The organism is Streptomyces sp. NRRL F-4489, assembly GCF_001509485.1.
Taxonomy (GTDB): Bacteria; Actinomycetota; Actinomycetes; order Streptomycetales; family Streptomycetaceae; genus Streptomyces.
Genome location: NZ_LLZI01000135.1, coordinates 1 through 22,174, shown reverse-complemented (window position 1 = coordinate 22,174; position 22,174 = coordinate 1). Strand labels below are relative to the sequence as shown.

The window sequence follows — 22,174 nt, the reverse complement described above, 5'->3', positions numbered from 1 at the left end:
CGCGCAGCAGTGCCGGAAGATGTGCGACACCACTCCCCCCTTGACCTTCACCGCCGAGGCAGCCGCGATCAGGCACCTCGCGGCCCAAGCCCCACCCCACCCTATGGAGATAGTTATCGTCTTCAATCATCTGAGATGCGGTCCGGGTACTCGCCAGTCGCGCATCTCGGTGCCGTGGCAGGGGCGTTGGGGGTCGGGCGGGACTTGGCATGCCCATCGCAGCCCAGTCCCGGAGTCAGCCGATCGCGAGCTGTCCGCCGCGTGCCTCGAGCACGGCGCCGGTGATGTAGCTGGCGCGGGAGGAGGCAAGGAACAGAACCGCTTCCGCGATTTCTTCAGGGTCTGCGACTCGCCCCAGTACGGTGGTTCGCCCGATCACCTGGAGGGTTTCATCTCCCATCTCCTCCGTCCCGGGGGTATGGACGGGGCCCGGGGCCACGGCGTTCACGCGGACGCCCTGGGCGCCGAACTCGTCAGCCCATACTCGGGTGAGGAGTTCGAGTGCGGCTTTGGACGCCCCGTAAGCGCCCGCTTTCCGCGTCGGCGTGGTGGCCGCCGCTGTGCTCAGACTCACGATGGCGCCACGCCCGCGCGCAGCCATTCCCGGGGCGAGGGCACCGACCAGGAGCATCGGCGCGCGTGAGTTGACGGCCATGTGGGCGTCGAACATCTCGGCGGTGGTGTCCGGCGTACTGGCGAACCGGTAGATGCCGGCGTTGTTGATCAGAATGTCCACCTCGCCTGCTTCAGCGGCAAGTCGCAGGACATCTTCGGAGCTGCTCAGATCCGCGGCAACGAACCGGGCCCTCCCGCCTGCGGCAGCGATCTCATCGACGAGCTCAGCGCCTCGCCGCTCGTCCCGTCCGTGCACGATGACCGAGGCCCCCAACGCTGCCAGGCGAAGGGCGATGGCCCGGCCGATGCCGGCGGTGGCGCCGGTGACAAGAGCCGTGGATCCGTCCAGTTCCGCAGTCATGGAAAGCTCCTCCACGCCGAGAGGAACGACATGCTGTGGGCCGTTCCTCGTGTAACTGGTGATCCTGATGGTTCGGTCCATGGCGGGGACGGACCCACGCCGGGCCGATCGTTGACCTTGGTCGCCAGTCGGCGGCGGACGGAAGCAGCGTCGCAGGTGGCGGCCTCGTCCGGTCGACCACGGCCCGCTGCCAGTTCTGAGTGACGAAGGAGATGTCGACAACCCGGCCGTCCTCACCTCCCGCGCTGAGGTACTCACCGCGAGCCGCCTGGTTGCCGGCGCGTACTCGGACTCGTCACCCGGCATCTACGTCCCAACGGCAGGAACACCGTGTTTCTTTCGCCATACTCGCCGTCGCCGTGCAGATCGAGCGCGACGACCGGGACAAGGAACTACACAAGAAGACCGAGCACCTATCCGCGCCTCACCAAGCGTGACGCCGAACGACGCCCCCAAGGCGCCGATTGCGCATCACACGCCGAACCGCCCCGCGCCACCACACTGCGCACTCATGACCGGATCGAGTACGCGGATGGCTGCTACTCGGTCGGCGACGCCACCTTTGGGGTGTCAACCGGCGCCGCAAGGGCACCGGCCCCACCCGGCCGCACTGGGGCGGCCGCCCTCCCGGCAGCGGTCTGACCGTCTGGCGCGGATCAGATGTCGCCCTGGACGAGGGCGTGCAGGTGCTCGTCATGCCACCCGTCCGCGTGCAGCAGCGCACTGCGCATGGTGCCTTCGAGGGAGAACCCGGCCTTGTCCGCCACCCGGCAGGACGCCGGGTTGGCCACCGAGTGACACAGCCGCAGGCGATGCAGGCCAAGGTCGTTCAGGGCCCACTCGCTGACGCGTTTCGTGGCCTCGGTCACCACGCCACCACCGCGCGCCGCGGGAAGGATCCAGTAGAGGATTTCGGCGCTGCCGCCGCTGAGGTCGATATCGCCCCACCCGATCAGTCCCACGGCCTCGCGCCCCGGTCGCGCGATGGCCCAGATCGCGCTCACCTCGGCCTGCCACCGCTCGTGCATCCGTGCGATCCTGCGGCGCGCGTCTTCCGGGGTCTCCACCAGCAGGCGGTTCCACTGGCGGATTGCGGGCTCCTGGCCGGCGGCCACCAAGACGTCGGCGTCGGACAGCCGCCAGGGGCGCAGTTCCACATCGCCTGGAAGGCCGAGCACCGGCTGCTCCACCTGGGCCATCCGGCCCGCGGGGACGACCGCTGGTATGCCCGAGTTGGAGATCACCACGGCATCGTGCCACAGCCGTAAGCCGCGAGACCCGCCAGCCGGTGCCTCAACGATCAACCCGGCGAACCCATGCGGTCACGGCACCAGGAGGAGACCACCTACCTGAGCATCCGAGCCCGACTGCTCTTGAGTTCCCTCAGGGGCGATTGACGAGATCCCGCCGATCTCCTTCAACGGTCGGGACCTTCGTCGCTTTCGGGACCTGTTCGGGGTGGTGGATGGCAGCGGTCTTCGGTAGGAGCTGAGTCGGCTGGCTGCCGCAGGCTGCTGAGGGCATCACGGCCGGCCCCGGAGCTCCGGCGCCGGCTGCGTTCAGGTGGTGGGATTGTTCCTCTCGCGTGGCTTCATCCGGCGGGCGGGGGTGGTGTCCGATTCCTGTAGCCGGAGCCTCCTCTGGTACCGCCGGTTGCTGGGGCACGGTGTCGGCGTAATTGGCGTCGGTGAGCCGGGTGTTGGGGCGGCGTCCCGACCCGCCGATCCCGACCCGCCGATCCCGGCTCACGGCTCCGTGATCTCGTCGTGAAGCCGCGCAGCGGCGTGGTCGTCCGTCGCGCCAGACCGGTGAGGAGCCTGGGCTGGACGGATCGATGCGAAGGCCGCGGCGAGCAGTTCGAGCAGGGTCGCTGCGCGGGGGTGGGCGTCGCGGCGCGGTGTGATCGTGTAGATGCCGCGGGTAGGGGGATCCACAAGGCTGACCGTGGTGACGTCGGCCCTCAGCGCGCGCGTCAGCGCTCCGGGGATCAGTGCGATGGCGTGACCGGTAGCGACCAGCGCCAGCTTGCCGGGCAGATCGGCCGCGGTGAGGTCGATGCGGGCACTGACTCCGGCGCGGGCGGCGTGCTGGCGCAGCAGCGCCGCAGAGCCGTCATTGTCCTCGACCCAGGTCTCGTCGGCCAGCGCCTCAATGCGCACCGGCCCCCGCCCGGCCCGCGGATGGCCGGAGGGCAGTACAGCAACCATCTCGTCCAGCCCGAGGAACCGGCGTTCGACCTGCGGGGCGTCGGCCAGCCCCGGCGGAGCGTCGGTGACGACGGCGATATCGAGATCGCCGGCGACCACGCGGCTGTGCAGCTGTGCGCTCAGACCGGGGAGCAGGCTCCACCGAACCGGTCCGGCCTGCTTCAGCAGGCCCCGGACGGCCTCAGGAACGATTCCCGCCGCGAGAGACGGCGTCGCTCCGATGGCCAGGGGCCGATCACCCCCCCGTCACGTACGTCTCGTACCGCGCGGACGGCGCGGTCGGCCTCGTTGAGCGTGGCCAGGGCATGGCGCCGGAACACCTCGCCGGCCGGCGTCGGACGCACACCACGCGCATGGCGCTCCACCAGCGGCACGCCGAACTGCCGCTCCAGCCCGGCGATCTGCCGGGAGACGGCCGACTGCGTGTGATTCAGTTCGGCTGCCGCCGCCGACAGCGATCCGACCCGGCACACGGTCACGAAAGCCCGCCACACAGTCAGATCCATGGCGGCAGTATGCCCAGCCGGTATTCGGGCGCCGCAGGGCGGGCATGTGAAATCTGCGCTTGTCGCATCTCTTGAGGTGCACCACTGTGGCGCGCATGACCACACCGCACACGATCGCCGTCCTCGGTCTGGGGCGCATGGGCGGCGCGATAGCGACACGACTGGCCGCCCAGGACTGGGACGTCGTCGGCTGGACCCGCTCAGGGCGCACATCGGGCACCGTCAAGACGACCGACGATCCGAACGAGGCCGTGGCCCAGGCAGACCTCGTACTCCTGGCACTGTTCGACGGCCCGGCCTGCGAACAAGTCCTCGGCGACGTCCGTGGCTCACTGCGCACGGACACGATCGTGCTCAACACCAGCACCATCGCCCCCGCCGAAGCGACGAGGCTGGCCCGGCACCTCGGCCCGTCCTACGTCCACGCGCCCCTGCTCGGCTCGGTGCCGGCGGCCGCCGCCGGCACCCTGCGGATCCTCGCCGCCGCCGACCAGAACGCACTCGACCGAGTCCGACCGGTTCTGGAAACGCTGGGCACCGTCCGGCGCGTGGACGACGCCTCCACCGCCGCCGCGCTCAAGCTGATCGCCAACAACAGCCTCGCCGGAGCCCTCCTCGCGCTGCGCGACTCACTGCGGCAAGCCGACGCCCTCGGCCTGCCCCGTGCTCAGACCCTGGACATCCTCGAACTCGGCCGGCTCGGCGGCCTCGTGACCCGCAAGCGCCCCTTTCTCCTCGGCGCCCCAACCGCTGCCACGGCCGAATTCGCCATCGGTGCGCTGGCCAAGGACATGGCATTGCCGGCCGCCGCGTCGGACACCCCGTTGCGCAGCGCGACCGGCCTGGCCGACACTCCCGCCGCCCCCGAGGCCGATATCGCCATCGCCGCCACGGTCCCCGCCGTAAAGGACGCCGTATTCGAACCACTCCGCGCCTACATCCGCGGACACGCCACCGGCGACCCCACCCACTTCCGCGACGCGTTCCTTCCCACCGCCCACATCGAAGGGATCCGCGACGGCGCATTCGTCTCCTGGCACCTGGACGAGTACTGCACCCTCTTCCAGGGCCGGCCGGCCCCGGACGAACCGTCCCGCACCCGCCGCATCGACGCCATCGACGTCCACGGCACCGTCGCGACCGCCACCATGACGCTCCAGCACGGCGTGGACACGTTCACCGACATCTTCCTGCTGGTCCTCACCGACGGCCGCTGGCGCATCGCCAACAAGGCGTATCACCGCCACGACTGAAAACGGGAACCGATCCATGCCATCGAGCCCCACTCGTGAACACCCCTGAGTGCCCTCACACATCGGTGATGAGACCGCGGACTCCACCGCTTGGTCCTCTCTCCGCCGACTGTTTCTTCGACGCGATGGATGCCGGCCTTCCGGCTGTGGCTCGTTCCTGGCTGCGTTCATCTCTGGGTGGCAGCGTTCGTCGAGGGGTTCCGGGCCACTTGGTGAGCAATTGGCTCGTGAATATTGACGAGAAGTGACGGCAGTGACGTCGGCTGGGAACGCGGGGCAGCCGGCTGGCCGTCAGGCCGGCCAGCCCCTGAGGTGCGCCGGCGAATGCCTCTGAGTGCGGGTATGGACGTGCTCGGCGGTGCGTCCCCGGTAACCGGATGGCCCCTCCGGTAGTGTCGGCGAGACTCTTGGCGCCTTCTCGGATGGCGGGGGACAGGATGATCCTTGTGACCGGTGCGACCGGCACCATTGGCCGGTACCTGGTACGGGCGCTTGCGGAGGCGGACGTACCCTTTCGGGCGCTGGTGCGGGACGCGCGCAAGGGCGAGGAGCTGGACTGTGACTTTGTGGTCGGGGACTTCGACGATCCGGTGTCGATGCTGTCCGCCCTGAAGGGCGTTGACACGAGGCGTGCGCGTAGAGGCGGACCGGCCGGGCCGGGACTCTGCCGGCGATGGACGACCCGAATCCCCTCGCGCAGACGACGGGCCAAGGCCAGTCTGTCCAGCAGCGGCCGTACCTGCTCGCAGAAAGCCGACCTGTTCAACGGGGATCCGCTCAGCACAGCGGCGCACCAGCGCCTGATCGACGCACGCGGCGGACGAAGCCCAGGCGTCAGTCGGCTCGCCGAGCGCCGCGGACACGTCAACTCGCCGGCGTCGGCCTGCGAGAACGCCGCCTCGCCATCGGCGGACGCAGCCGCGAGGGCATCGAGATGCGTCAACCGTCGCCGCACACTGCCCGTTCGTTGCCGTCGGCCGCGCAACGGCTTCGCGGAACTCCGGCGAGGAGGAGACGGCCTGCTCGATATGTGTCAGCGTGTCCGTCTCGGGCTACGGCGGTGCTCGACAAGCCGACCACCAGCACCGAACTCCACACCGGGGAACCCGAGCGCATCGGGGGCGAGATCGCGGAGCACATCGGGATCTGTCTCGGCGGCTGACGGCGGTGAGCGACGCGGGTGGCGGCGCGACCCGTCGGCGAACTCGCCCACCACCGCCGGCGGAAGGCCGCTCGCGCGGCGGGCGGTCAGCGCACGACCGGATCGGCGCCGTCCAGGAAGGCCGACAGGTCGCGTCTCGTCGGTGTGCCCTCCCAGTCGCCGGTGTTGAGGCAGGCCAGGGCGCCGCACGCGTTGGCCTGTCGCAGCCGTTCGACCGGTGAGCGATCCTCCAGCGCGGCCGCGAGATAGCCCGCGACGAACGCATCGCCCGCACCGACGGTGTCCACCGGTTCGACGGGGAAGGCCGCGGCTTCCTCGTATGCGCCGTCGCGGTGGGACGCGGCGCCCGCGTCGCCTCGTTTGAGGACGACTTCACGCGGCCCGGCGTCGGCGAGGGATGCCAGAAGGGCGGAGTCGCCGGCGACGGGGTGCCGGCCCGTCCGGTCGCACAGCAGTGAGAGTTCGCCGTGTCCGCCGAAGACGACGTCGACGAGGGGGAGCAGCCGCTGGAGCCCCTCGCGTGCCTCGTCGACGCTCCACAGAGCCGACCGGTAGTTGACGTCGAGGCTGACCCGTACGCCGTGTTGGCGGGCCGTCACCGCTGCCTGATGGGCGAGATCCGCGCTCGTCCTGGACAGTGCCGGGGTGATGCCGGTCAGGTGCCGCAGCTCGATGCCCTCGAACAGCTCCGGCCTCAGGAGTTCCGGGGACATCGCGCTCGCCGCGCTTCCGGACCGGTAGTAGGTGACGCGAGAGGCGCCCGGAACCCGGGATTCCTTGACCATCAGCCCGGTCGGTCGTTCCGCGTCGACCTCCGCGGCGAGTTCCACGTCCTCGGCGCGCAGCGCGGCGAGGACGGCTTCGCCGATCGCGTCGTCGCCGACGCGTCCCAGCCAGAGCGCGCCGACGCCGAGGCGGGACAGCCCGATCGCGACGTTCGTCTCCGCGCCGCCGATCGTGATGCGCGCGGAGGCCCCGGCCCGCAGGGGGCCGGTTTCTCCCGCCCGGACGAGACCCATCGTCTCGCCGAGCGTCAGCACCCGAGGGCGCGGCCGTACGTTCATGTGATCACGTCCTCGCCGATCGCCTCGGCAAGGCGCCGCATGCGGTCGGTGAGGGTCCGGAGCGACCCGCCGTTCAGCGCGTCGCCGATGAGAGGTCCGCCCATGGAGACGGCGGCCGCTCCCGCGGCCAGCCACGCGCGTGCCTCTGCCGCACCGATCCCGCCGGACGGCACGGCGCGCAGGTCCGGGAAGGGCCCGCGGAGCTGCCCCAGGTATGCGGCTCCGACCGCGGACGCGGGGAAGATCTTCACCAGGTCCGCGCCCGAGGCCGTCGCGGTCATCACCTCGGTGGGCGTGAGCGCGCCCATGATGACCGGCACGCCGTGCTCGTGCGCCGGCTCCGCCGCCGCGCGGACGATGCCCGGAGTGACGAGGAACCGCGCACCGGCGTCGAGCGCGGCTCGGGCCAGCACGCCGTCGGTCACGGTGCCGACACCGATGCGCGCGATGTCGCCGACGTCCGCTCGCAGGCGGCTGACGACGTCGAGCGTTCCCGGCGTGGTGAGCGTGAGCTCGATCTCGCGGACGCCTCCGGCGACGAGTGCGTCGACCACAGGGCGGTAGCGGTCAGCCGACGGGGCGCGGAGGACCGCGACGACCTTCGACAGGGGTGTGGTCGGCATGCTCACGCCTCCGGGTCCGCGAACGCGGGCCGGGTGCCGTACTTCTCGACCGCCTCGGGGTCAAGGGACACGCCGAGTCCGGGGCCGGAGGGGATGTCGAGGCATCCGTCGGCATCAAGTCGCCAGCCCCCCGCGACCAGGTCGTCCACATAGGCCGAGCCGGTCTTGTACTCGACGAGGTCGGTGGACGCGAGCGCCGACGAGAGCTGCAGATCGGCGGCGAGACCGATGGCCGTGTTCCATCCGTGCGGGATCAGGCGGATGCCGAGGTCCTGGGCCTCCCAGCCGATCCGTCGCGACTCGCTCAGACCGCCTCCCTTGGTGGTGTCGGGCTGGACGATGTCGAAGGCGCGGCGCCGCAGGTAGGGGGAGAAGCTCTGCCTGCGGGTGAGGACCTCGCCGCCGCTGATGGGGACGGGTGAACCCGCGCGGAGTTCGGCGAAGCCTTCCAGGTCGTCCGGCGCGAGGGCCTCCTCGAACCAGGCGACGTCGTAGTCGGCGAGCATCCGCGCGGTTCGCTTCGCCCATGCCAGGCCGCCGGGGAAGAAGCCTTCGGAGCCGCCGGCGTCGACAGCGAGCAACCGGTCGCCTATCGCGGCGCGGGCGGCGGCGACGGTGCGCTCGTCGGTGGCGGCGTCCACCCGTCCGAACTTCCACCAGCCGATCTTGAACGCGGTGAATCCCTGCTCCACGAGTTCGGTGAGGTTGTCCGTCATCGGTCCGGCCTCGTCCATGAGCACCGACGCGTAGGGGCGCACCCGGGTGCGGTGGCGCCCGCCGAGCAGCCGGCCGACCGGCTGACCGAGCGCCTGACCGGCGATGTCCCACAGGGCGATGTCGATCGCGCTCGTCGCGTGCGTGAGCGCCCCGCCCCGGCCCATCCAGAACGCGGTCTGGTGCAGCGTTTCGGTGATCCGCTCGACCTCCACCGGGTCCTGTCCGACGAGGTGCGGGAGCAGCAGGTCGATCGCTCCCCGGACGAGGTTCTCGGTGGTGAACGCGCTTCCGATGCCCGTGACGCCTTCGTCGGTGTGGACGGCGACAAGCGTGTGCACGACATCGTCCGGGCGCAGTTCGTTCGACCAACCACCCTCGGGGGTCGCCCCGCGAAGACCGCATGTCTCGACCCTGGTGATTCTCATGAGTGCCTCTCGTGACGGGTGCCATCGCCGCGGACGCCGACGAGGCGGGCGGCGGCTGTGTTCGGGACCGTACCCGACCGAGCGGTCCATTGTCGACAATCGACTATTCGGCTACAGTCTGCCGGACCGCCCGCCGCACCCGCCCCGGGAGGCACCACCGGAAGGCGCCATGCGACAAAGCCCCGTTCCCCCACCCTTCGCCCCTGGCTCGCCCTCCTCCGCACCCCCGGGAGCCGCCGAACCGGATTGTCGACAAAGTACGATCCTGCTACGCTCCGGCCATGTCTGGTCTTTCCGCGGTTCCCCCGCTCCCCTCCGCCGCCCTCGCCTCCCGCCGCGAAACCGTGGCGGACGTCCTCCGCGAGGCCATCACCTCGGGCCGTCTCCAAGCGGGCCAGAAGCTCACGGAGTCGGGGGTCGCCGAACAGCTGGGAACGAGCAGGGCGCCGGTCCGCGAGGCGCTGCGCCAGCTGGAGCAGGAGGGCCTGGTGGTCTCCTACCCGTACCGCGGTACGGAGGTGCTCGGCGTCTCCCAGGAGGAGATCGAGAACGTTCTCGTACCGGTCCGCCTCTCCCTGGAGAGGTTCGCCTTCCGCAAGGCGATGCCCCGTCTGACCGACGCGGATTACGCCCATCTCCAGTCGCTCGTCCACAACATGGAGGAAGCGGCCGACGCGTCCGACGCGGCGCTGCTCGCCGACGAGGACATCCGCTTCCACGAGGCGGTCGTGACCTTGTCGGGGCAGCAGCACTGCCTGCAGATCTGGCGGTCGATCCAGCACCGCGTGCGCGCCTACTTCCGGCGCGACGCGAGCCACTACCCGGACCCGACCGTGGTCGCCGGGCAGCACCGCGAGCTCATCGACGCGCTTCGCGCGGGCGACGAGCACGCACTGGACCGCGCCGTCACCGCCCACATCCAGACCCATTCCAGAACCACCGAGGACTCCTCCGAATGACCAGAACGATCGTGATCACCGGCGGCGGAAGCGGCATCGGCCGCGCCACCGCCTTCGAAGCCGCACGCCGGGGCTGGGCCGTCGGCGTCCTCGACCGTGACGGCGAGAGCGCCGAACGGGCGGCGGCCGAGGCCCGGCGCGTCGGCGCCCGCAGAGTCTGGTCGGCCGCGGCGGACGTCACCGGCGAACGGGAGCTCATCGACGCGTTCGGCGCGGCGAGCACCGCACTGGGCCCGGTGGACGGGGTGATCGCGAGCGCCGGCATCGAGGTCAACGCGCCCCTGACACAGATGCCTCTCGACACATGGCGCTGCGTTCTCGACGTGAATCTCACCGGCGCCTTCCTGACCGTACGCACGGCCGCGCAGGCTCTGCGGGACGCCGGGAGGCCGGGCTCCCTCGTGTGCGTGTCCTCCCCTTCCGCCTTCGTCGGCTTCGCGGGCGGCTCGAACAGCGCGTACGGAGCGTCCAAGGGCGGAATCTCCGCGTTCGTGCGGGCGGCCGCCATCGACCTCGCCCCTCACGGCATCCGCGTCAACGCGGTCGTCCCCGGCGCCACCGACACTCCGATGCTCTACTTCGGCCTCGACGGTGACGCGCTCGAAGCGGAGCGCGCGCGCTTGAGGGACGCCGCGGCACGGCAGATCCCGCTCGGGCGGATGGCCGACCCCGCCGAGATCGCGCGTGCCGCCGCCTGGCTGCTCTCCGACGACGCCTCGTATGTCACGGGCAGTCACCTGGTCTGCGACGGCGGCCTCATGGCCAAGAGCGCGAACGATTTCTGACCGGACTCCTGACCAAACCCGAGAACCCACCGCAGAAAGGCCGAACTCACATGACAACTCCGGCGATCGGCGCCACGACATGGGTGGTCGCGGACGGCTACATTCCCCCGAGCAGCACCGGACCGGCACCCGCGATGACCAGCCATGACAGCATCTGCATGCTCAACGCCGGCGACGCCCCCGCACACGTCGCCGTCGAGGTCTTCTACACCGACCGCGAGCCGGTCGGCCCCTATGAACTCACCGTTCCCGCCCGCCGCGCACACCACCAGCGGATCAATGATCTCCGCGGCCCCGAGCCGATCCTTCCGGGCGTCGACTACTGCCTCGTGATCCGGAGCGACCACCCCATCGTCGTCCAGCACACCCGCCTCGACTCCCGACAGGCGGAGAACGCGCTGATGTCCACCATCGCCTACCCCTCCTCCCGGTGATCCTCCCTGTGAGCAAGTTGGTCGACAATCCACAATCGACAAGGATCGGTTCCTCATGTCCCACGCACGCCCCGGAGAGAGCGGCCGCCTGACCCGTCGGGTGGCCGCGATGGCGGTGGCCGCCGCCATCGGCGGCTTCCTCTTCGGATTCGACACCGCCGTGATCAACGGCGCCGTGAACGCCATCGAGACCAACTTGGCGCTGGACTCCATCGGACTCGGCACCATCGTCGCCGTCACCCTGCTGGGCGCCACACTCGGTTCCCTGACCGCCGGCTGGCTCGCCGACCGCATCGGGCGACCCCGCACCATGGCGGTCGCCGGCGCCGTCTTCCTCGTCGCCGCGATCGGCTGCGGCCTCGCCCACGGCCTCTGGGACCTGGCGATCTGGCGCCTGCTCACCGGCTACGGCGTCGGATTCGCGACAGTGACCGGACCGCTCTACATCTCGGAGATCGCTCCGGCGAACGTGCGCGGCCGCCTCGCGTCGCTCCAGCAGATGGCCATCGTCCTCGGCATCTTCGCCGCTCTCCTCTCCGACAGCACGATCGCGGTCGCGCTCGAAGGCGCGGACGCGCGGGCGTTCCTCGGGCTCCCCGCGTGGCGGTGGATGTTCATCGTGGGCATCGTGCCGGCCCTCGTCTACCTGGTCATCGCGCTCACGGTCCCCGAGTCGCCGCGGTTCCTCGTCGCGCGCGGGCGAGCCGCCGAAGCGCGCGACGTGCTGCAGAGGCTCCAGGACATCACGGCCGAAGAAGCCGCCGTGCTGACCGACCGCATGGCCGCGACGCTGCGGACCGACCGCTCCGCCCGCTTCCAGGACCTCCTCGACCGGCGGCGCGTCCTCCTCCCCGTCGTCTGGGTGGGGATCGGGCTCGCGGCCCTTCAGGCCCTGGTCGGCGTCGACGTCATCTTCTACTACTCCACGTCGCTGTGGCAGTCGGTCGGCTTCGGCGAGTCGGCGGCGTTCGCGCTGTCGGTGCTGAGTTCCTTCGTGAACGTGGCCGCGACGGTGGTCGCGATTCTGCTCATCGACAGGGTGGGCCGCCGCCGGCTGCTGCTCGCCGGATCGACGGGCATGTTCCTGAGTCTCGTCACGGTGGCGGTGGGCTTCTCCACCGCCACCATCGCCGCGGACGGTGAGCCCGCGCTGTCCGGGACCTGGGGGCCGGTCACTCTTGTCGGCGCGAACCTCTTCGTCGTGGCCTTCGCCGTCTCCTGGGGTCCGGCCGTCTGGGTCCTTCTCGGCGAGATGTTCCCCAACCGCATACGCGGCCTTGCGCTGTCGGCGTGCGCCGCCGCCAACTGGCTCGCCGGTGTCCTGCTCAACTTCACGTTCCCGAGCCTGCGCGACCTCTCCCTGGCGGGAAGCTACGGGGTCTACGCGTTCATGGCCCTGCTCTCGTGGCTGCTCGTGTTCTTCTTCGTCGGTGAGACGAAGGGGCGTTCACTGGAGGACGTGCGGGAAGACGCCACACCCGTGACCAGCCCACTGAAGTGAAACGCGCCGGCGAGGCGCCGGACGCCGCGGCGCTCATGCCCGGCCCGGCCCCCCGCCCCGGATCCGGAAGGTGCTCCGGGGCGCCTGCGGGGCCGCCCACCCTGTAGCGAGAAGGGCATCCGCTGGGGCGGACGCCCCCTGGAATCGGCAGCTTGATCAACCTGGCGGCCTTCCCAGCCACGGCATCAGGTGAGTCGCGGTGCCACCTCGGCTGCGACCCACTCCATAGCCTTCTCGACATGGTCGGCCGCGACAGGCAGCCACAGAGTGCAAGCAGTGAGCCCTGCTTCGGCGAGCCGCCCGAGGTCGTCGGCGACACTCACCGCAGTGGGCGCAGTGCCCCCGAGCGGCCGTCCCGGTGGCGCAACCGCCGCGGGGAGACCGGGCGGAGTAAGGAACGCGGCAGAAGCGAGCGTCAGCCGGTCGGTGTTCTCTGCGCCGGCGAGGTCACCGAGTCGGCGCCGGACGTCGGTGACCTCTGCGGCGTCGGCGCCGACGCCGTACCAGCCGTCACCGAAACGCAGCGCCCGGCGCAGGGCGGCGTCGCTGTAGCCGCCGACCCACACGGGCGGACCCCCGGCGGTAACCGGAGGCACTCCCAAGTGCGCGGCGCGCAGTGTCGTGAACGGCCCGTCGAAGTCTGCGGGTCGCCGGGTCCACAGGGCCTTGGCAGCGGCGAGGTGGTCGTCGGTGCGTGCACCGCGTTCACGGGCGGGTACCCCGACGGCATCGAATTCGTCAGGATTCCAGCCGGTGCCGACGCCCAGGATCAAGCGGCCTCCGGACACGACGTCCAGGGTGGCCGCCTGGTTGGCGAGCACCAGCGCAGGGTAGTACGGCGCGACGAGTACGGACGTCAGCAGCCGCAGGCGCGTCGTCGCCCCTGCGACGGCCGACAGCAGAACGAGCGGGTCCGTGTCGAGGCCGAAGCCGCTGTCCAGGAGGCGGTTGCCGACCGCAACGTGGTCGAAGCCCAAGTCTTCGGCATGGAGTGCGGCGCGGAGCACGCTGGCTCCGTCGTCGAGCGGCCAGCGCGGTTGAAGGGAAACGCCGAGGCGCAGCAGGGGCATGAGGTTGCCTTTCGATGGCAGTCCGATGGCGACACGACGATCACTGACCGCCCTGTCGCCACTCCCAACTCCCGCACCGCCCCCATTTCATCCCGGCCGGGATACAGCGGATCACCTGGCACTCCGTATGGCCCTCGCTGACGAACGCCGTGACCCGGTAAGCCGGTGAACCTTCCCGGTCAAAGCCCTAGTTGCGGCGCGGGCGCGGCCGGTCAGGACGTCACACGCCTACTCGGCAGCCAACCGGCCTGGGCAGATCCGCCAAGCGCCGCTGACGGCGTTCCGAAGGGGCGCATCGGGTGCGCTCGGAGCCGTAGCCCGCGTGCATCGACGAGGGCTAGCCGCGCGGTGCCGAGCATCACGCAGATAGACGCTGGCGCCCGCCTCGTCGCCCTCGTCCGCGCTGGCGCCCGTTTCGAGCGGGGCTGCCTGGTCGAACGCCCCGCGCCGGGCGTGGCTTACCCGATCGAGAAGGTGGTACCGGGAGCGGCGTAGTCGATGGGACCGTCGAACCGCGCCGAGGCGCGCGCCACCGCTTGCCGCGGTGTGAGGAAGCGGCCGACGTGCGTGACGATCAGTCGGCCCGCTCCGGCCGTGCTGGCTGTATTGCCGGTGTCCTCGGGTGTGTGGTGCACCTGTTCCCCCTCGGCCGGTGCCTGGGCGCTCTCGGCTTCACACAGCAGCACATCACATCCCTCGGCCAATTCGGTCAGGCTCGGGCACGGCGCCGTGTCCCCCGAGTACACCAGCGACTTGCCCGCCGTCTCGATGCGCACGGCGAAGGCCGGAATGCCGTGCGACACCGCCCGGCTGGTCAGTTGGAGCGAGCCAACGTCCGCCCGATGCCCGTCGTGCAACTCGGTGACCGCGAAGGCGGATTCGATCGGGCTGCGGGCCGGGGTGTTGGTGAGGAAACTGGCCAGCCGGCCGGCGATTCCAGGCGGTCCGTAGAGAGGGATCGGCGCTGCGAGGCGGATGTCCGCGTAGAGGGCGCCGTAGTAGGCGGTGAGCAGGTCCGCGCTGTGGTCGGCGTGCAGATGCGAGATCCAGATCGCGTCGAGCTCATCCAGTCGCACATGACGCTGGAGCGGCCCGAGCGTCCCGCTGCCCGCGTCCACCCAGATACGGGTGTCCCCGCTCGACACCAGATAGCCCGAGCACGGGTTGTCCGCGCTCGGGTACGGCGTCGCGCAGCCCAGGACCGTGAGGTGAAGAAGCTCGTCGCTCATCCCGAGATCCTAGAACGCGCGATCCACAAGTCCGCCAGGGCGGGAAGTCCCCTGGGCAAGGCCCGCCGTGGTGATCAGCTTGCCGAGCTGCCGCGGGCTGGGCCCAGTGGAGCGGATGACCGCGTCCAAGGGAGGTTCCGTTCGTCAGGATGCTGCGGGAGATCTCCGGTGCCTCGTAGTGGACCAGGCACCCGTGGTACGGGAAGTCGACGTCCGGCGGAACGTCGTGGCCGCGAGCCAGGTCGGCGGGCTCGCGCGGATGCCGCCCCGGTTGCCATCGGTCGAACAGGCTGGTGCCCGGGTGCCACGGCTGGGCGTTCCAGCTGACCCGCGCGACGGATCCATCACGCTGGCCGACTTCATCGCGATGCACTGGTCGCCGGAACGGGGTGGTGCTCCGAAGACCCAGCAGAACCGTGGGCGGAGAGCGCGGCTCCACATTGTCCCGCATCTCGGCGAGTTGCCGCTGAGAAGTATCACCCCAGCGGAACTCCGTTCATACATAGCGAAGCTGGAAGACACTGTCGCCTCGGTCGGATACCGGCGCGGCATCCTTTCCGAACTGTCCAGCGTCCTGGAAGCGGCCGTTGACGACAAGCGGCTTGCCAGGAACCCTATGCACGCGAAGTCCGTCTCCGCCAGGGCGAGGTTTTCGGATTGAGTCCGGAGGACATCGACTTTGCCAGGGGTGCGCTTCACATCCGGCGTCAAGTGCGGTCCAGCAAAGGGAAGTTGTACTTCGCGCTGCCGAAGGGCGGGAAGGTCCGCGCCGTTGATATGCCGTCGTCGGTTGCTGACGAGTTGAAGCATCACATCGAAGAGTTCCCTTCCGTGGAAGTGGAGCTTCCCTGGGGCAAGCCGGAGTCCGGTAGGCGGCGGAAGGTGCTCCTGCCGCTCACCACCCGCTTCGGAAACGCGGTGTCCGCGAACACGTGGAACACCTACACGTGAAACCGGCACTGGCCAAGGCCGGCATCATTGCGTCGCGCGCCAAGGGGGCGAAGCAGTGGCAGTGGGAGGCGGCTCCGAAGGGCGGCTTTCGCGTCCTGCGTCACCCTTATGCCTCCGTCTTGCTGGAGGCGGGGGAAACCGTGGTGACCGTCGCGCAGTGGCTCGGGCACTCCTCTCCGGTGATCACTCTCGGTTACTATGCTCACTTCATGCCGGAGGCGGTTCCCGGGGAGTGATCGTTTTCGGTCGACCTACGAAGGTAAGGGGAATGATCCGTGGAGCCTGGAAAAGCGTTGAGGGAGGTGGTGGCGACTCGCTATGTCACGCCGTTGCGGGAGGGTGGGTCGCTGCCGGGGATCGTCGAGGGGGACGATCTCGGGACGTACATCATGAAGTTCAGCGGGGCGGGGCAGGGGCGGAAGGCGCTGATCGCGGAGGTTGTCTGCGGGGAGTTGGGGCGGCGGCTCGGGCTGCGGGTGCCGGAGTTGGTGCGGATGGAGCTGGATCCGGTCATCGGGTTGAGTGAGCCGGATCAGGAGGTTCAGGCGCTGCTGAAGGGCAGCGGGGGGCTGAATCTGGGGATGGATTACCTTCCGGGGTCGCTGGGGTTCGATCCGCTCGCCTTTGAGGTGGGGGCCCGGGAGGCGGGCCGGGTGGTGTGGTTCGACGCGTTGATCAACAATGTGGACCGGTCGTGGCGCAATCCCAATTTGCTGGTGTGGCACGGGGAGTTGTGGCTGATCGATCATGGCGCGGCGATGATTTGGCATCATAATTGGCCGGCTGCGGAGAAGGGTGCGGCGCGGCCGTACGACGCGTCTGACCACGCGTTGGCGACGTTCGGGCCGGATGTGGCGGGTGCGGCGGAGGAGTTCGTGCCGCGGGTCACCGAGGAGCTGCTGGCGGAGGTCGCGGCCCTGGTGCCGGACGAGTGGCTGGCGGACGAGCCCGGTTTCGACTCGCCGGACGAGGTGCGCCAGGCGTATGTGCGGACGCTGCTCGCGCGGGCGCACAGCATCAGCGACCGCATCGTCATCGGGGAGCCGACGAAGGACAAGCCTTCCCAGGCGCCGGCGTGGCTGGCCGCCAAGCTGCCGCGGAGGGCCGTGAAGTGAGTGGACTGCACAACGGGCGCGATGTCTTCGAGTACGCGCTGCTGAAGGTCGTACCGCGGGTCGAGCGCGGCGAGATGATCAACGCGGGGGTGGTGGTGTACTGCCGCGCGCGGCGGTTCGTCGAGGCCCGGACGTATCTGGACGAGGCGCGGCTGCTGGCGCTGGACCCCTCGGTGGACGTGGCGGGAGTGCGGGCGGCGCTGCGCGCCGTGGAAGGTATCTGCGAGGGCGGGGCGACGGCCGGACAGGCGGCCGGGGAGGACCCGGGGCAGCGGTTCCGGTGGCTGATCGCGCCGCGCAGCACCATCGTCCAGCCGGGGCCGGTGCACACCGGGCTGACCACCGATCCGACGGGGGAGGCGGAGCGGTTGCTGGAGTTGCTGGTGCGTTGAGCCGGTGCGCGGAAGTGGTGTGGTGACCGGTGTGCTGTGACGGTGCGTTGACCGGGGTGCTGAACCGGTGCGCTGTGGCAGTGAGGGGACGGGTTTTCGGTGAGCCCGTCCCCTTCGGCGTGTCGGGGAGTGTCGTGGCGTGGTGGGGCGTTGACAGGGGGTGGCTGGGCTTCTAGCGTCAGCCCTGCTGAGGCTACTAAGCGGTTGCTCACCTGTTGCTCACCTGGTGCGGCGGCCGCCTGACGTGGGTCCGAGGTTTCGACGAATCGAGGGTGAGGAGAACCCGCATGTCCACCACCGAGCAGCGTGTCGCCATCGTGACCGGCGCCGCCCGCGGCATCGGCGCGGCCACCGCCGTCCGCCTGGCCGCCGAGGGCCGCGCCGTCGCCGTACTCGACCTCGACGAGACGGCCTGCAAGGACACCGTCGAGAAGATCACCGCGGCCGGCGGTACGGCCGTCGCGGTCGGCTGCGACGTCTCGGACAGCGACCAGGTGGCGGCCGCGGTCGAGCGGGTCGCCTCCGAGCTGGGCGCGCCGACCGTGCTCGTCAACAACGCCGGGGTGCTCCGCGACAACCTGCTGTTCAAGATGAGCGACAGCGACTGGGACACGGTCATGAACGTCCACCTGCGCGGCGCGTTCCTGATGTCCCGGGCCTGCCAGAAGCACATGGTGGACGCGAAGTTCGGCCGGATCGTCAACCTCTCCTCCAGCTCGGCGCTCGGCAACCGCGGCCAGGTCAACTACTCCGCCGCCAAGGCCGGCCTCCAGGGCTTCACCAAGACCCTCGCCATCGAGCTCGGAAAGTTCGGCATCACCGCGAACGCCGTCGCGCCCGGCTTCATCGCCACCGACATGACCGCCGCCACCGCCGCCCGGGTCGGCATGGACTTCGACGACTTCAAGGCCGCGGCCGCCACCCAGATCCCGGTCCAGCGCGTCGGCGCCCCCGAGGACATCGCCAACGCCATCGCCTTCTTCACCGGCGAAGCGGCCGGATTCGTCTCCGGCCAGGTCCTGTACGTCGCCGGCGGCCCGCTCTGCTGACCGCCGTACCGACCGCAGGAACCGACGAGCAGGAGAACGGGACATGACCGAGCAGGACGGGACGGACCGGGCCGCGGCCGGGCAGGACGGCGGGCAGCCGCCGCTCTCCGGCAAGGTGGCGCTGATCACCGGCGCCAGCCGCGGCATCGGCTACGGCATCGCGGAGGCGCTGATCGCCCGCGGCGACCGCGTCGTCATCACCGGACGGAACGAGGACGCCCTGAAGGAGGCCGCCGCGAAGCTGGGCCCCGACCGGGTGCTCACCGTGGCCGGCAAGGCGCACGACGAGGCGCACCAGGCGCTCGCCGTCGAGCGGGCGATGGAGACCTTCGGGCGGGTCGACCACCTGGTCAACAACGCCGGGACGAATCCGGTGTTCGGCCCGATAGCCGACCTCGACCTCAATGTGGCGCGCAAGGTCTTCGAGACCAATGTCGTCTCGGCCCTGGGCTTCGCCCAGCGGGTCTGGCACGCCTGGCAGAAGGAGAACGGCGGCGCGATCGTCAACATCGCCTCGATCGCCGGGGTGGCCCCCTCGCCGTTCATCGGGGCGTACGGGATGAGCAAGGCCGCGATGGTGAACCTCACGCTCCAGCTGGCGCACGAGTTCGCGCCGGTGGTGCGGGTGAACTCCATCGCGCCCGCGGTCATCAAGACCAAGTTCGCGGCCGCGCTCTACGAGAACCGCGAGGAGGAGGCGGCGGCCGCCTACCCGATGGCGCGGCTGGGCGTCCCGGAGGACATCGGCGGGGCGGCGGCCTTCCTGCTGTCGGACGCGGCCGGGTGGATCACGGGGCAGACGCTGGTGGTGGACGGCGGGCTGTTTTTGAACGCGGGGGTGTGAGGGCACCGGGCGGCCACCCCGGTCGCCCGGCCCGCCCCGGGGAGCTGTCCCCCGGCGGCCTCCCGATTTGCCTTCGGGTGCGCTCCAAGAGGCAGAGTCCCGGTGCCGGTCCCGTCCGGGGGCCGGCACCGTTCCGCGTCCGCGGGCCTGCCAGGGAGAGAAGCCATGCACTACCGGACGCTCGGGGACCGGACGCCCGGCGGCGGGCCGCGGATCAGCGCCGTCTGCCTGGGCACCATGACGTTCGGGACGACGGTGGACGAGCGGACCGCGTTCGCCGTCCTGGACCGCTTCGCCGAGGCCGGCGGCACCTTCCTCGACACCGCGAACAACTTCGCCTGCTGGGTGCCCGGCGCCACCGGCGGCGAGAGCGAGCGGGTGGTCGGGCGCTGGCTGCGCAGCCGCCGCGCCGCGGACCGCACGGTGATCGCCACCAAGGGCGGCGCCCGGCCCGACCCCGCCCGCGGTCCCCACTGGCCCGGCAACGCCGAGGGCCTGGGCGCGGCCGCGCTGCGTACCGCACTGGAAGGCAGTCTGCGCCGCCTGGGCACGGACCGGGTGGACCTCTACTCCGCGCACGCCGAGGACCGCACCGTCCCGCTCGCGGAGACGGCCGGGACGCTGGCCGGCTTCGTCCGGGACGGGCGGGTGGGGATGCTGGGGCTCAGCAACCACGCGACCTGGCGGCTCGCCGAGGCCCGGCAGCGAGCCGCCTGCCTGGGCCTGCCCGGCTTCCGCGCCGTCCAGCAGCGGCACACCTATCTGCGGCCGCGCCCGGAGCCGGCGGCCGGCCTCCAGCGGGACGCCGACGAGGAACTGCTCGACTACGCGGCCGCGCACCCCGACCTGACCCTGCTCGGCCACTCGCCCCTGATGGCGGGCGGCTACGCCCGGCCGGACCGGCCGCTTCCGGAGCGTTACGACCATCCCGGGTCGGTGATCCGGATGCGGGTGCTGGCGGAGGTCGCCGCGGAGTGCGGGGCGACCGCGAACCAGGTCGTGCTGGCCTGGATGATGGGCGGCGAGGTCCCGGTGGTGCCGGTGCTCGGGGTCAGCTCGGTGGCGCAGCTGGACGAGTGCCTGGCCGCGCTGGACCTCGATCTGGACCCGTATCAGCGGGCCCGGCTGGACACCGCGTGAGGGCCGGGCGGCCTGACGGGTCAGGGCCGGGCGCGGCCGGGCGGCCGGGGGCGGGGGAGCGGGCCGGGGCGGCGGCCGATGGCCCGTGGCGGGGATTGTCAGTGGTCGCCGGTAGGTTCTGTCAGTGAGAACGCAACGCACAACGGAGGTTGTTGACGTGGTCACCGACATGCTGCCCGAGTCCTGGCGCGGGGTCCTGGGCGAGGAGCTGGCGAAGCCCTATGTCACCGAGCTGCTCGACTTCGTCGAGCAGGAGCGGGCCGCCGGTCCCGTCTACCCGCCCCGCGAGCAGGTCTTCGCGGCGCTGGAGGCCACGCCCTACGAGCAGGTGAAGGTCCTCATCCTCGGCCAGGACCCGTACCACGGCCCCGGCCAGGGCCACGGCCTGTGCTTCTCCGTCCAGCCCGGCGTCAAGACCCCGCCGTCGCTGCGCAACATCTACAAGGAGATGAAAGAGGAGCTCGGCCACCCCGTCCCGGACAACGGCTACCTCATGCCGTGGGCGAAGCAGGGCGTTCTGCTGCTCAACGCCGTGCTCACCGTCCGCGGCGGCGAGGCCAACTCCCACAAGGGCAAGGGCTGGGAGAAGGTCACCGACGCGGTGATCCGCGCGGTCGCCGACCGCCCCGACCCGGCCGTCTTCGTCCTGTGGGGCAACTACGCCAAGAAGAAGCTGCCGCTGATCGACACCGAGCGGCACGCGGTGGTCCAGGGCGCGCACCCCTCCCCGCTGTCCGCGAAGAAGTTCTTCGGCTCCCGCCCCTTCACCCAGATAAACGAGGCGATCGCCGCCCAGGGCCACGCCCCGATCGACTGGCGCATCCCCGACCTGGGCTGACCGGCCGCGCCCGGCGCGCCGCGTACACCGCGCGCGGGCTCCCGGCGGCGGTTAGCGTCGGGGGGAGCCAGTGGTGGCTTCGGTGAGGACGGGGCGAGAACGGGGAGCGCGCGGTGGCGGAGCAGGGCGGCCGGCAGGCGGAGCACGAGGACGGGGTGCTGACCCGGATCGGCCAGGCGATCATGCTGCACCGCGCGGGCGACCGCGAGGAGGCCCGCAACCGCCTCGCCGCGCTGTGGCAGGAGATCGGCCCGCGCGGGGACGCCTTCCACCGCTGCGCCCTCGCGCACTACATGGCCGACACCCAGGACGATCCGCGCGATGAGCTGTACTGGGACCTGCGGGCCCTGGAGGCGGCGGAGTGCTTCGTCACGGACCGGTCCGCGCGCTCCGGCGCGGCGGGGGGCGGTCCGGCCGGCGCGGCGCGGTCCGCCGGCGGCCCGGGCCCGGGGGCACGTCAGCCGCTCGCCGCGCTGCGGGCGTTCTTCCCGGCCCTCCACCTCGACCTCGCCGCCGACTACGCCGGTCTCGACCGCCCGGCCGACGCCCGCGCCCAGCTCCGGCGGGCCCGCGCCTCGATCCGCGCGCTCGCGGACGGTGAGTACCGCCGCCGCCTCACCGCCGCCATCGAGCGCCTGGAACTCCGCCTGGAGGGGGCGGCGGGGCCGTTCCGGTAGCCAGGCTGTCCGTTCCGGTAGCCGGGGTGCCCCGGCCCGCCCCGTTGGCGGGCGTGCCCGGCCGGCCAAGGGGTCTGGCACCCGCGGTGGCGCGCAGCGGCGTCCCGGAGGGGCCACCGCCCGCGGCCGCGCGGAGCAGCCTCCGCAGGGGCCACCACCCGGAGTCGCCCCGCGCCCCCGTCCTCCGCCCGGCCGGCGAACTCGCCGAGTCCGGCCGCGGACTCCAGCTCGTCAACCGCCTCAGCGACTCCTGGGGC

At 71.0% G+C, this 22,174-nt stretch carries 22 protein-coding genes and 2 pseudogenes; 16 read left to right on the top strand and 8 right to left on the bottom strand.

Annotation, left to right across the window (positions count from 1 at the left end; genetic code table 11):
- Window positions 1-235: 235 nt before the first annotated feature.
- The 3 genes and pseudogenes from ADL22_RS13010 to ADL22_RS13000 all read right to left on the bottom strand — a co-directional run bounded on the left by ADL22_RS13010 (window position 236) and on the right by ADL22_RS13000 (window position 3,689).
- Window positions 236-976, bottom strand: coding sequence for an SDR family NAD(P)-dependent oxidoreductase (locus ADL22_RS13010; RefSeq protein WP_066977629.1), 741 nt, complete (start codon window positions 974-976; stop codon window positions 236-238).
- 656 nt (window positions 977-1,632) lie between these two features.
- Window positions 1,633-2,175 carry a GNAT family N-acetyltransferase gene (locus ADL22_RS13005; RefSeq protein WP_199836285.1) on the bottom strand — a complete coding sequence of 181 codons (543 nt, stop codon included), beginning with the start codon at window positions 2,173-2,175 and terminating at the stop codon, window positions 1,633-1,635.
- A 546-nt stretch (window positions 2,176-2,721) separates the two neighbouring features.
- Window positions 2,722-3,689 (bottom strand): annotated as a pseudogene (locus ADL22_RS13000) (LysR family transcriptional regulator).
- 95 nt (window positions 3,690-3,784) lie between these two features.
- Between ADL22_RS13000 and ADL22_RS12995 the strand changes: the two are divergent.
- A complete protein-coding gene (locus ADL22_RS12995; protein WP_066977505.1) occupies window positions 3,785-4,942 on the top strand; it encodes a nuclear transport factor 2 family protein in 1,158 nt (385 codons plus the stop codon).
- Window positions 4,943-5,319: 377 nt separating this feature from the next.
- Window positions 5,320-5,556: pseudogene (locus ADL22_RS36115) on the top strand (SDR family oxidoreductase); the annotation flags it as partial.
- A gap of 634 nt (window positions 5,557-6,190) precedes the next feature.
- Here the strand turns inward: ADL22_RS36115 and ADL22_RS12990 are convergent.
- The 3 genes from ADL22_RS12990 to ADL22_RS12980 are packed head-to-tail and all read right to left on the bottom strand — an operon-like array spanning window position 6,191 to window position 8,933.
- Window positions 6,191-7,168 (bottom strand): sugar kinase, encoded by a 978-nt coding sequence (locus ADL22_RS12990; protein ID WP_066977501.1) that lies wholly within the window; start codon window positions 7,166-7,168, stop codon window positions 6,191-6,193.
- The gene (locus ADL22_RS12985) at window positions 7,165-7,791 is read right to left on the bottom strand and encodes a bifunctional 4-hydroxy-2-oxoglutarate aldolase/2-dehydro-3-deoxy-phosphogluconate aldolase (RefSeq protein ID WP_066977497.1); all 627 of its coding nucleotides are present in this window, start codon (window positions 7,789-7,791) and stop codon (window positions 7,165-7,167) included. The genes ADL22_RS12990 and ADL22_RS12985 overlap by 4 nt, the downstream gene beginning before the upstream one ends.
- Window positions 7,792-7,793: 2 nt before the next feature.
- Window positions 7,794-8,933 carry a mandelate racemase/muconate lactonizing enzyme family protein gene (locus tag ADL22_RS12980; protein WP_066977494.1) on the bottom strand — a complete coding sequence of 380 codons (1,140 nt, stop codon included), beginning with the start codon at window positions 8,931-8,933 and terminating at the stop codon, window positions 7,794-7,796.
- Window positions 8,934-9,214: 281 nt separating this feature from the next.
- On the opposite strand from ADL22_RS12980, the gene ADL22_RS12975 reads away from it, so the two are divergent.
- The 4 genes from ADL22_RS12975 to ADL22_RS12960 are packed head-to-tail and all read left to right on the top strand — an operon-like array spanning window position 9,215 to window position 12,612.
- Window positions 9,215-9,892 (top strand): GntR family transcriptional regulator, encoded by a 678-nt coding sequence (locus ADL22_RS12975; RefSeq protein ID WP_066977491.1) that lies wholly within the window; start codon window positions 9,215-9,217, stop codon window positions 9,890-9,892.
- Window positions 9,889-10,677, top strand: coding sequence for an SDR family NAD(P)-dependent oxidoreductase (locus ADL22_RS12970; protein WP_066977488.1), 789 nt, complete (start codon window positions 9,889-9,891; stop codon window positions 10,675-10,677). Before ADL22_RS12975 ends, ADL22_RS12970 begins: the two co-directional genes overlap by 4 nt.
- 50 nt (window positions 10,678-10,727) lie before the next feature.
- Window positions 10,728-11,111: a sensory rhodopsin transducer gene (locus ADL22_RS12965; protein WP_066977485.1), complete on the top strand. Its 384-nt coding sequence runs from the start codon at window positions 10,728-10,730 to the stop codon at window positions 11,109-11,111.
- A 55-nt stretch (window positions 11,112-11,166) separates the two neighbouring features.
- Entirely contained in the window at window positions 11,167-12,612 is a 1,446-nt protein-coding gene (locus ADL22_RS12960) for a sugar porter family MFS transporter (protein WP_066977482.1), read from the top strand.
- Between the two features lie 185 nt (window positions 12,613-12,797).
- On the opposite strand, the gene ADL22_RS12955 is transcribed toward ADL22_RS12960, so the two are convergent.
- Both ADL22_RS12955 and ADL22_RS12950 read right to left on the bottom strand, forming a co-directional pair.
- On the bottom strand, window positions 12,798-13,682 hold the full coding sequence (locus tag ADL22_RS12955) for a TIGR03619 family F420-dependent LLM class oxidoreductase (RefSeq protein ID WP_107116283.1): 885 nt from the start codon (window positions 13,680-13,682) through the stop codon (window positions 12,798-12,800).
- Between the two features lie 458 nt (window positions 13,683-14,140).
- A complete protein-coding gene (locus ADL22_RS12950; protein ID WP_066977479.1) occupies window positions 14,141-14,911 on the bottom strand; it encodes an MBL fold metallo-hydrolase in 771 nt (256 codons plus the stop codon).
- 226 nt (window positions 14,912-15,137) lie between these two features.
- On the opposite strand from ADL22_RS12950, the gene ADL22_RS36110 reads away from it, so the two are divergent.
- From ADL22_RS36110 to ADL22_RS12900, 10 genes are all read left to right on the top strand, one after another.
- Complete coding sequence (locus ADL22_RS36110) at window positions 15,138-15,572, top strand: N-terminal phage integrase SAM-like domain-containing protein (RefSeq protein WP_234430669.1); 435 nt, start codon at window positions 15,138-15,140, stop codon at window positions 15,570-15,572.
- Between the two features lie 71 nt (window positions 15,573-15,643).
- Window positions 15,644-15,862 carry a hypothetical protein gene (locus tag ADL22_RS36105; RefSeq protein WP_234430668.1) on the top strand — a complete coding sequence of 73 codons (219 nt, stop codon included), beginning with the start codon at window positions 15,644-15,646 and terminating at the stop codon, window positions 15,860-15,862.
- The gene (locus ADL22_RS36100) at window positions 15,859-16,098 is read left to right on the top strand and encodes a tyrosine-type recombinase/integrase (protein ID WP_066977470.1); all 240 of its coding nucleotides are present in this window, start codon (window positions 15,859-15,861) and stop codon (window positions 16,096-16,098) included. Before ADL22_RS36105 ends, ADL22_RS36100 begins: the two co-directional genes overlap by 4 nt.
- 57 nt (window positions 16,099-16,155) lie before the next feature.
- Window positions 16,156-16,977 carry a HipA family kinase gene (locus ADL22_RS12930; RefSeq protein WP_066977467.1) on the top strand — a complete coding sequence of 274 codons (822 nt, stop codon included), beginning with the start codon at window positions 16,156-16,158 and terminating at the stop codon, window positions 16,975-16,977.
- Window positions 16,974-17,369, top strand: a complete 396-nt coding sequence (locus ADL22_RS12925; protein WP_066977464.1) for a DUF3037 domain-containing protein — start codon at window positions 16,974-16,976, stop codon at window positions 17,367-17,369. The genes ADL22_RS12930 and ADL22_RS12925 overlap by 4 nt, the downstream gene beginning before the upstream one ends.
- Before the next feature lie 287 nt (window positions 17,370-17,656).
- On the top strand, window positions 17,657-18,418 hold the full coding sequence (fabG, locus tag ADL22_RS12920; RefSeq protein ID WP_066977461.1) for a 3-oxoacyl-ACP reductase FabG: 762 nt from the start codon (window positions 17,657-17,659) through the stop codon (window positions 18,416-18,418).
- A 43-nt stretch (window positions 18,419-18,461) separates the two neighbouring features.
- Window positions 18,462-19,262 (top strand): SDR family oxidoreductase, encoded by an 801-nt coding sequence (locus ADL22_RS12915; protein ID WP_066977458.1) that lies wholly within the window; start codon window positions 18,462-18,464, stop codon window positions 19,260-19,262.
- 165 nt (window positions 19,263-19,427) lie between these two features.
- Window positions 19,428-20,402, top strand: coding sequence for an aldo/keto reductase (locus tag ADL22_RS12910; RefSeq protein ID WP_066977455.1), 975 nt, complete (start codon window positions 19,428-19,430; stop codon window positions 20,400-20,402).
- Window positions 20,403-20,571: 169 nt separating this feature from the next.
- Entirely contained in the window at window positions 20,572-21,240 is a 669-nt protein-coding gene (locus ADL22_RS12905; protein WP_066977624.1) for a uracil-DNA glycosylase, read from the top strand.
- Between the two features lie 182 nt (window positions 21,241-21,422).
- Window positions 21,423-21,917 (top strand): hypothetical protein, encoded by a 495-nt coding sequence (locus ADL22_RS12900; RefSeq protein ID WP_234430675.1) that lies wholly within the window; start codon window positions 21,423-21,425, stop codon window positions 21,915-21,917.
- Window positions 21,918-22,174: the final 257 nt, after the last annotated feature.

Excerpts from the sequence above, each read along its gene's own strand:
- ADL22_RS12905 (WP_066977624.1), top strand. The coding sequence starts at position 20,572 with ATGCTGCCCGAGTCCTGGCGCGGGGTCCTGGGCGAGGAGCTGGCGAAG.
- ADL22_RS13010 (WP_066977629.1), bottom strand. The coding sequence starts at position 976 with ATGACTGCGGAACTGGACGGATCCACGGCTCTTGTCACCGGCGCCACC.
- ADL22_RS12995 (WP_066977505.1), top strand. The coding sequence starts at position 3,785 with ATGACCACACCGCACACGATCGCCGTCCTCGGTCTGGGGCGCATGGGC.
- ADL22_RS12985 (WP_066977497.1), bottom strand. The coding sequence starts at position 7,791 with ATGCCGACCACACCCCTGTCGAAGGTCGTCGCGGTCCTCCGCGCCCCG.
- ADL22_RS12965 (WP_066977485.1), top strand. The coding sequence starts at position 10,728 with ATGACAACTCCGGCGATCGGCGCCACGACATGGGTGGTCGCGGACGGC.
- ADL22_RS12915 (WP_066977458.1), top strand. The coding sequence starts at position 18,462 with ATGACCGAGCAGGACGGGACGGACCGGGCCGCGGCCGGGCAGGACGGC.
- ADL22_RS12980 (WP_066977494.1), bottom strand. The coding sequence starts at position 8,933 with ATGAGAATCACCAGGGTCGAGACATGCGGTCTTCGCGGGGCGACCCCC.
- ADL22_RS12950 (WP_066977479.1), bottom strand. The coding sequence starts at position 14,911 with ATGAGCGACGAGCTTCTTCACCTCACGGTCCTGGGCTGCGCGACGCCG.
- ADL22_RS12970 (WP_066977488.1), top strand. The coding sequence starts at position 9,889 with ATGACCAGAACGATCGTGATCACCGGCGGCGGAAGCGGCATCGGCCGC.
- ADL22_RS12975 (WP_066977491.1), top strand. The coding sequence starts at position 9,215 with ATGTCTGGTCTTTCCGCGGTTCCCCCGCTCCCCTCCGCCGCCCTCGCC.
- ADL22_RS12955 (WP_107116283.1), bottom strand. The coding sequence starts at position 13,682 with ATGCCCCTGCTGCGCCTCGGCGTTTCCCTTCAACCGCGCTGGCCGCTC.
- fabG (WP_066977461.1), top strand. The coding sequence starts at position 17,657 with ATGTCCACCACCGAGCAGCGTGTCGCCATCGTGACCGGCGCCGCCCGC.
- ADL22_RS12960 (WP_066977482.1), top strand. The coding sequence starts at position 11,167 with ATGTCCCACGCACGCCCCGGAGAGAGCGGCCGCCTGACCCGTCGGGTG.
- ADL22_RS12990 (WP_066977501.1), bottom strand. The coding sequence starts at position 7,168 with ATGAACGTACGGCCGCGCCCTCGGGTGCTGACGCTCGGCGAGACGATG.
- ADL22_RS13005 (WP_199836285.1), bottom strand. The coding sequence starts at position 2,175 with ATGGCCCAGGTGGAGCAGCCGGTGCTCGGCCTTCCAGGCGATGTGGAA.
- ADL22_RS12900 (WP_234430675.1), top strand. The coding sequence starts at position 21,423 with ATGCTGCACCGCGCGGGCGACCGCGAGGAGGCCCGCAACCGCCTCGCC.
- ADL22_RS12910 (WP_066977455.1), top strand. The coding sequence starts at position 19,428 with ATGCACTACCGGACGCTCGGGGACCGGACGCCCGGCGGCGGGCCGCGG.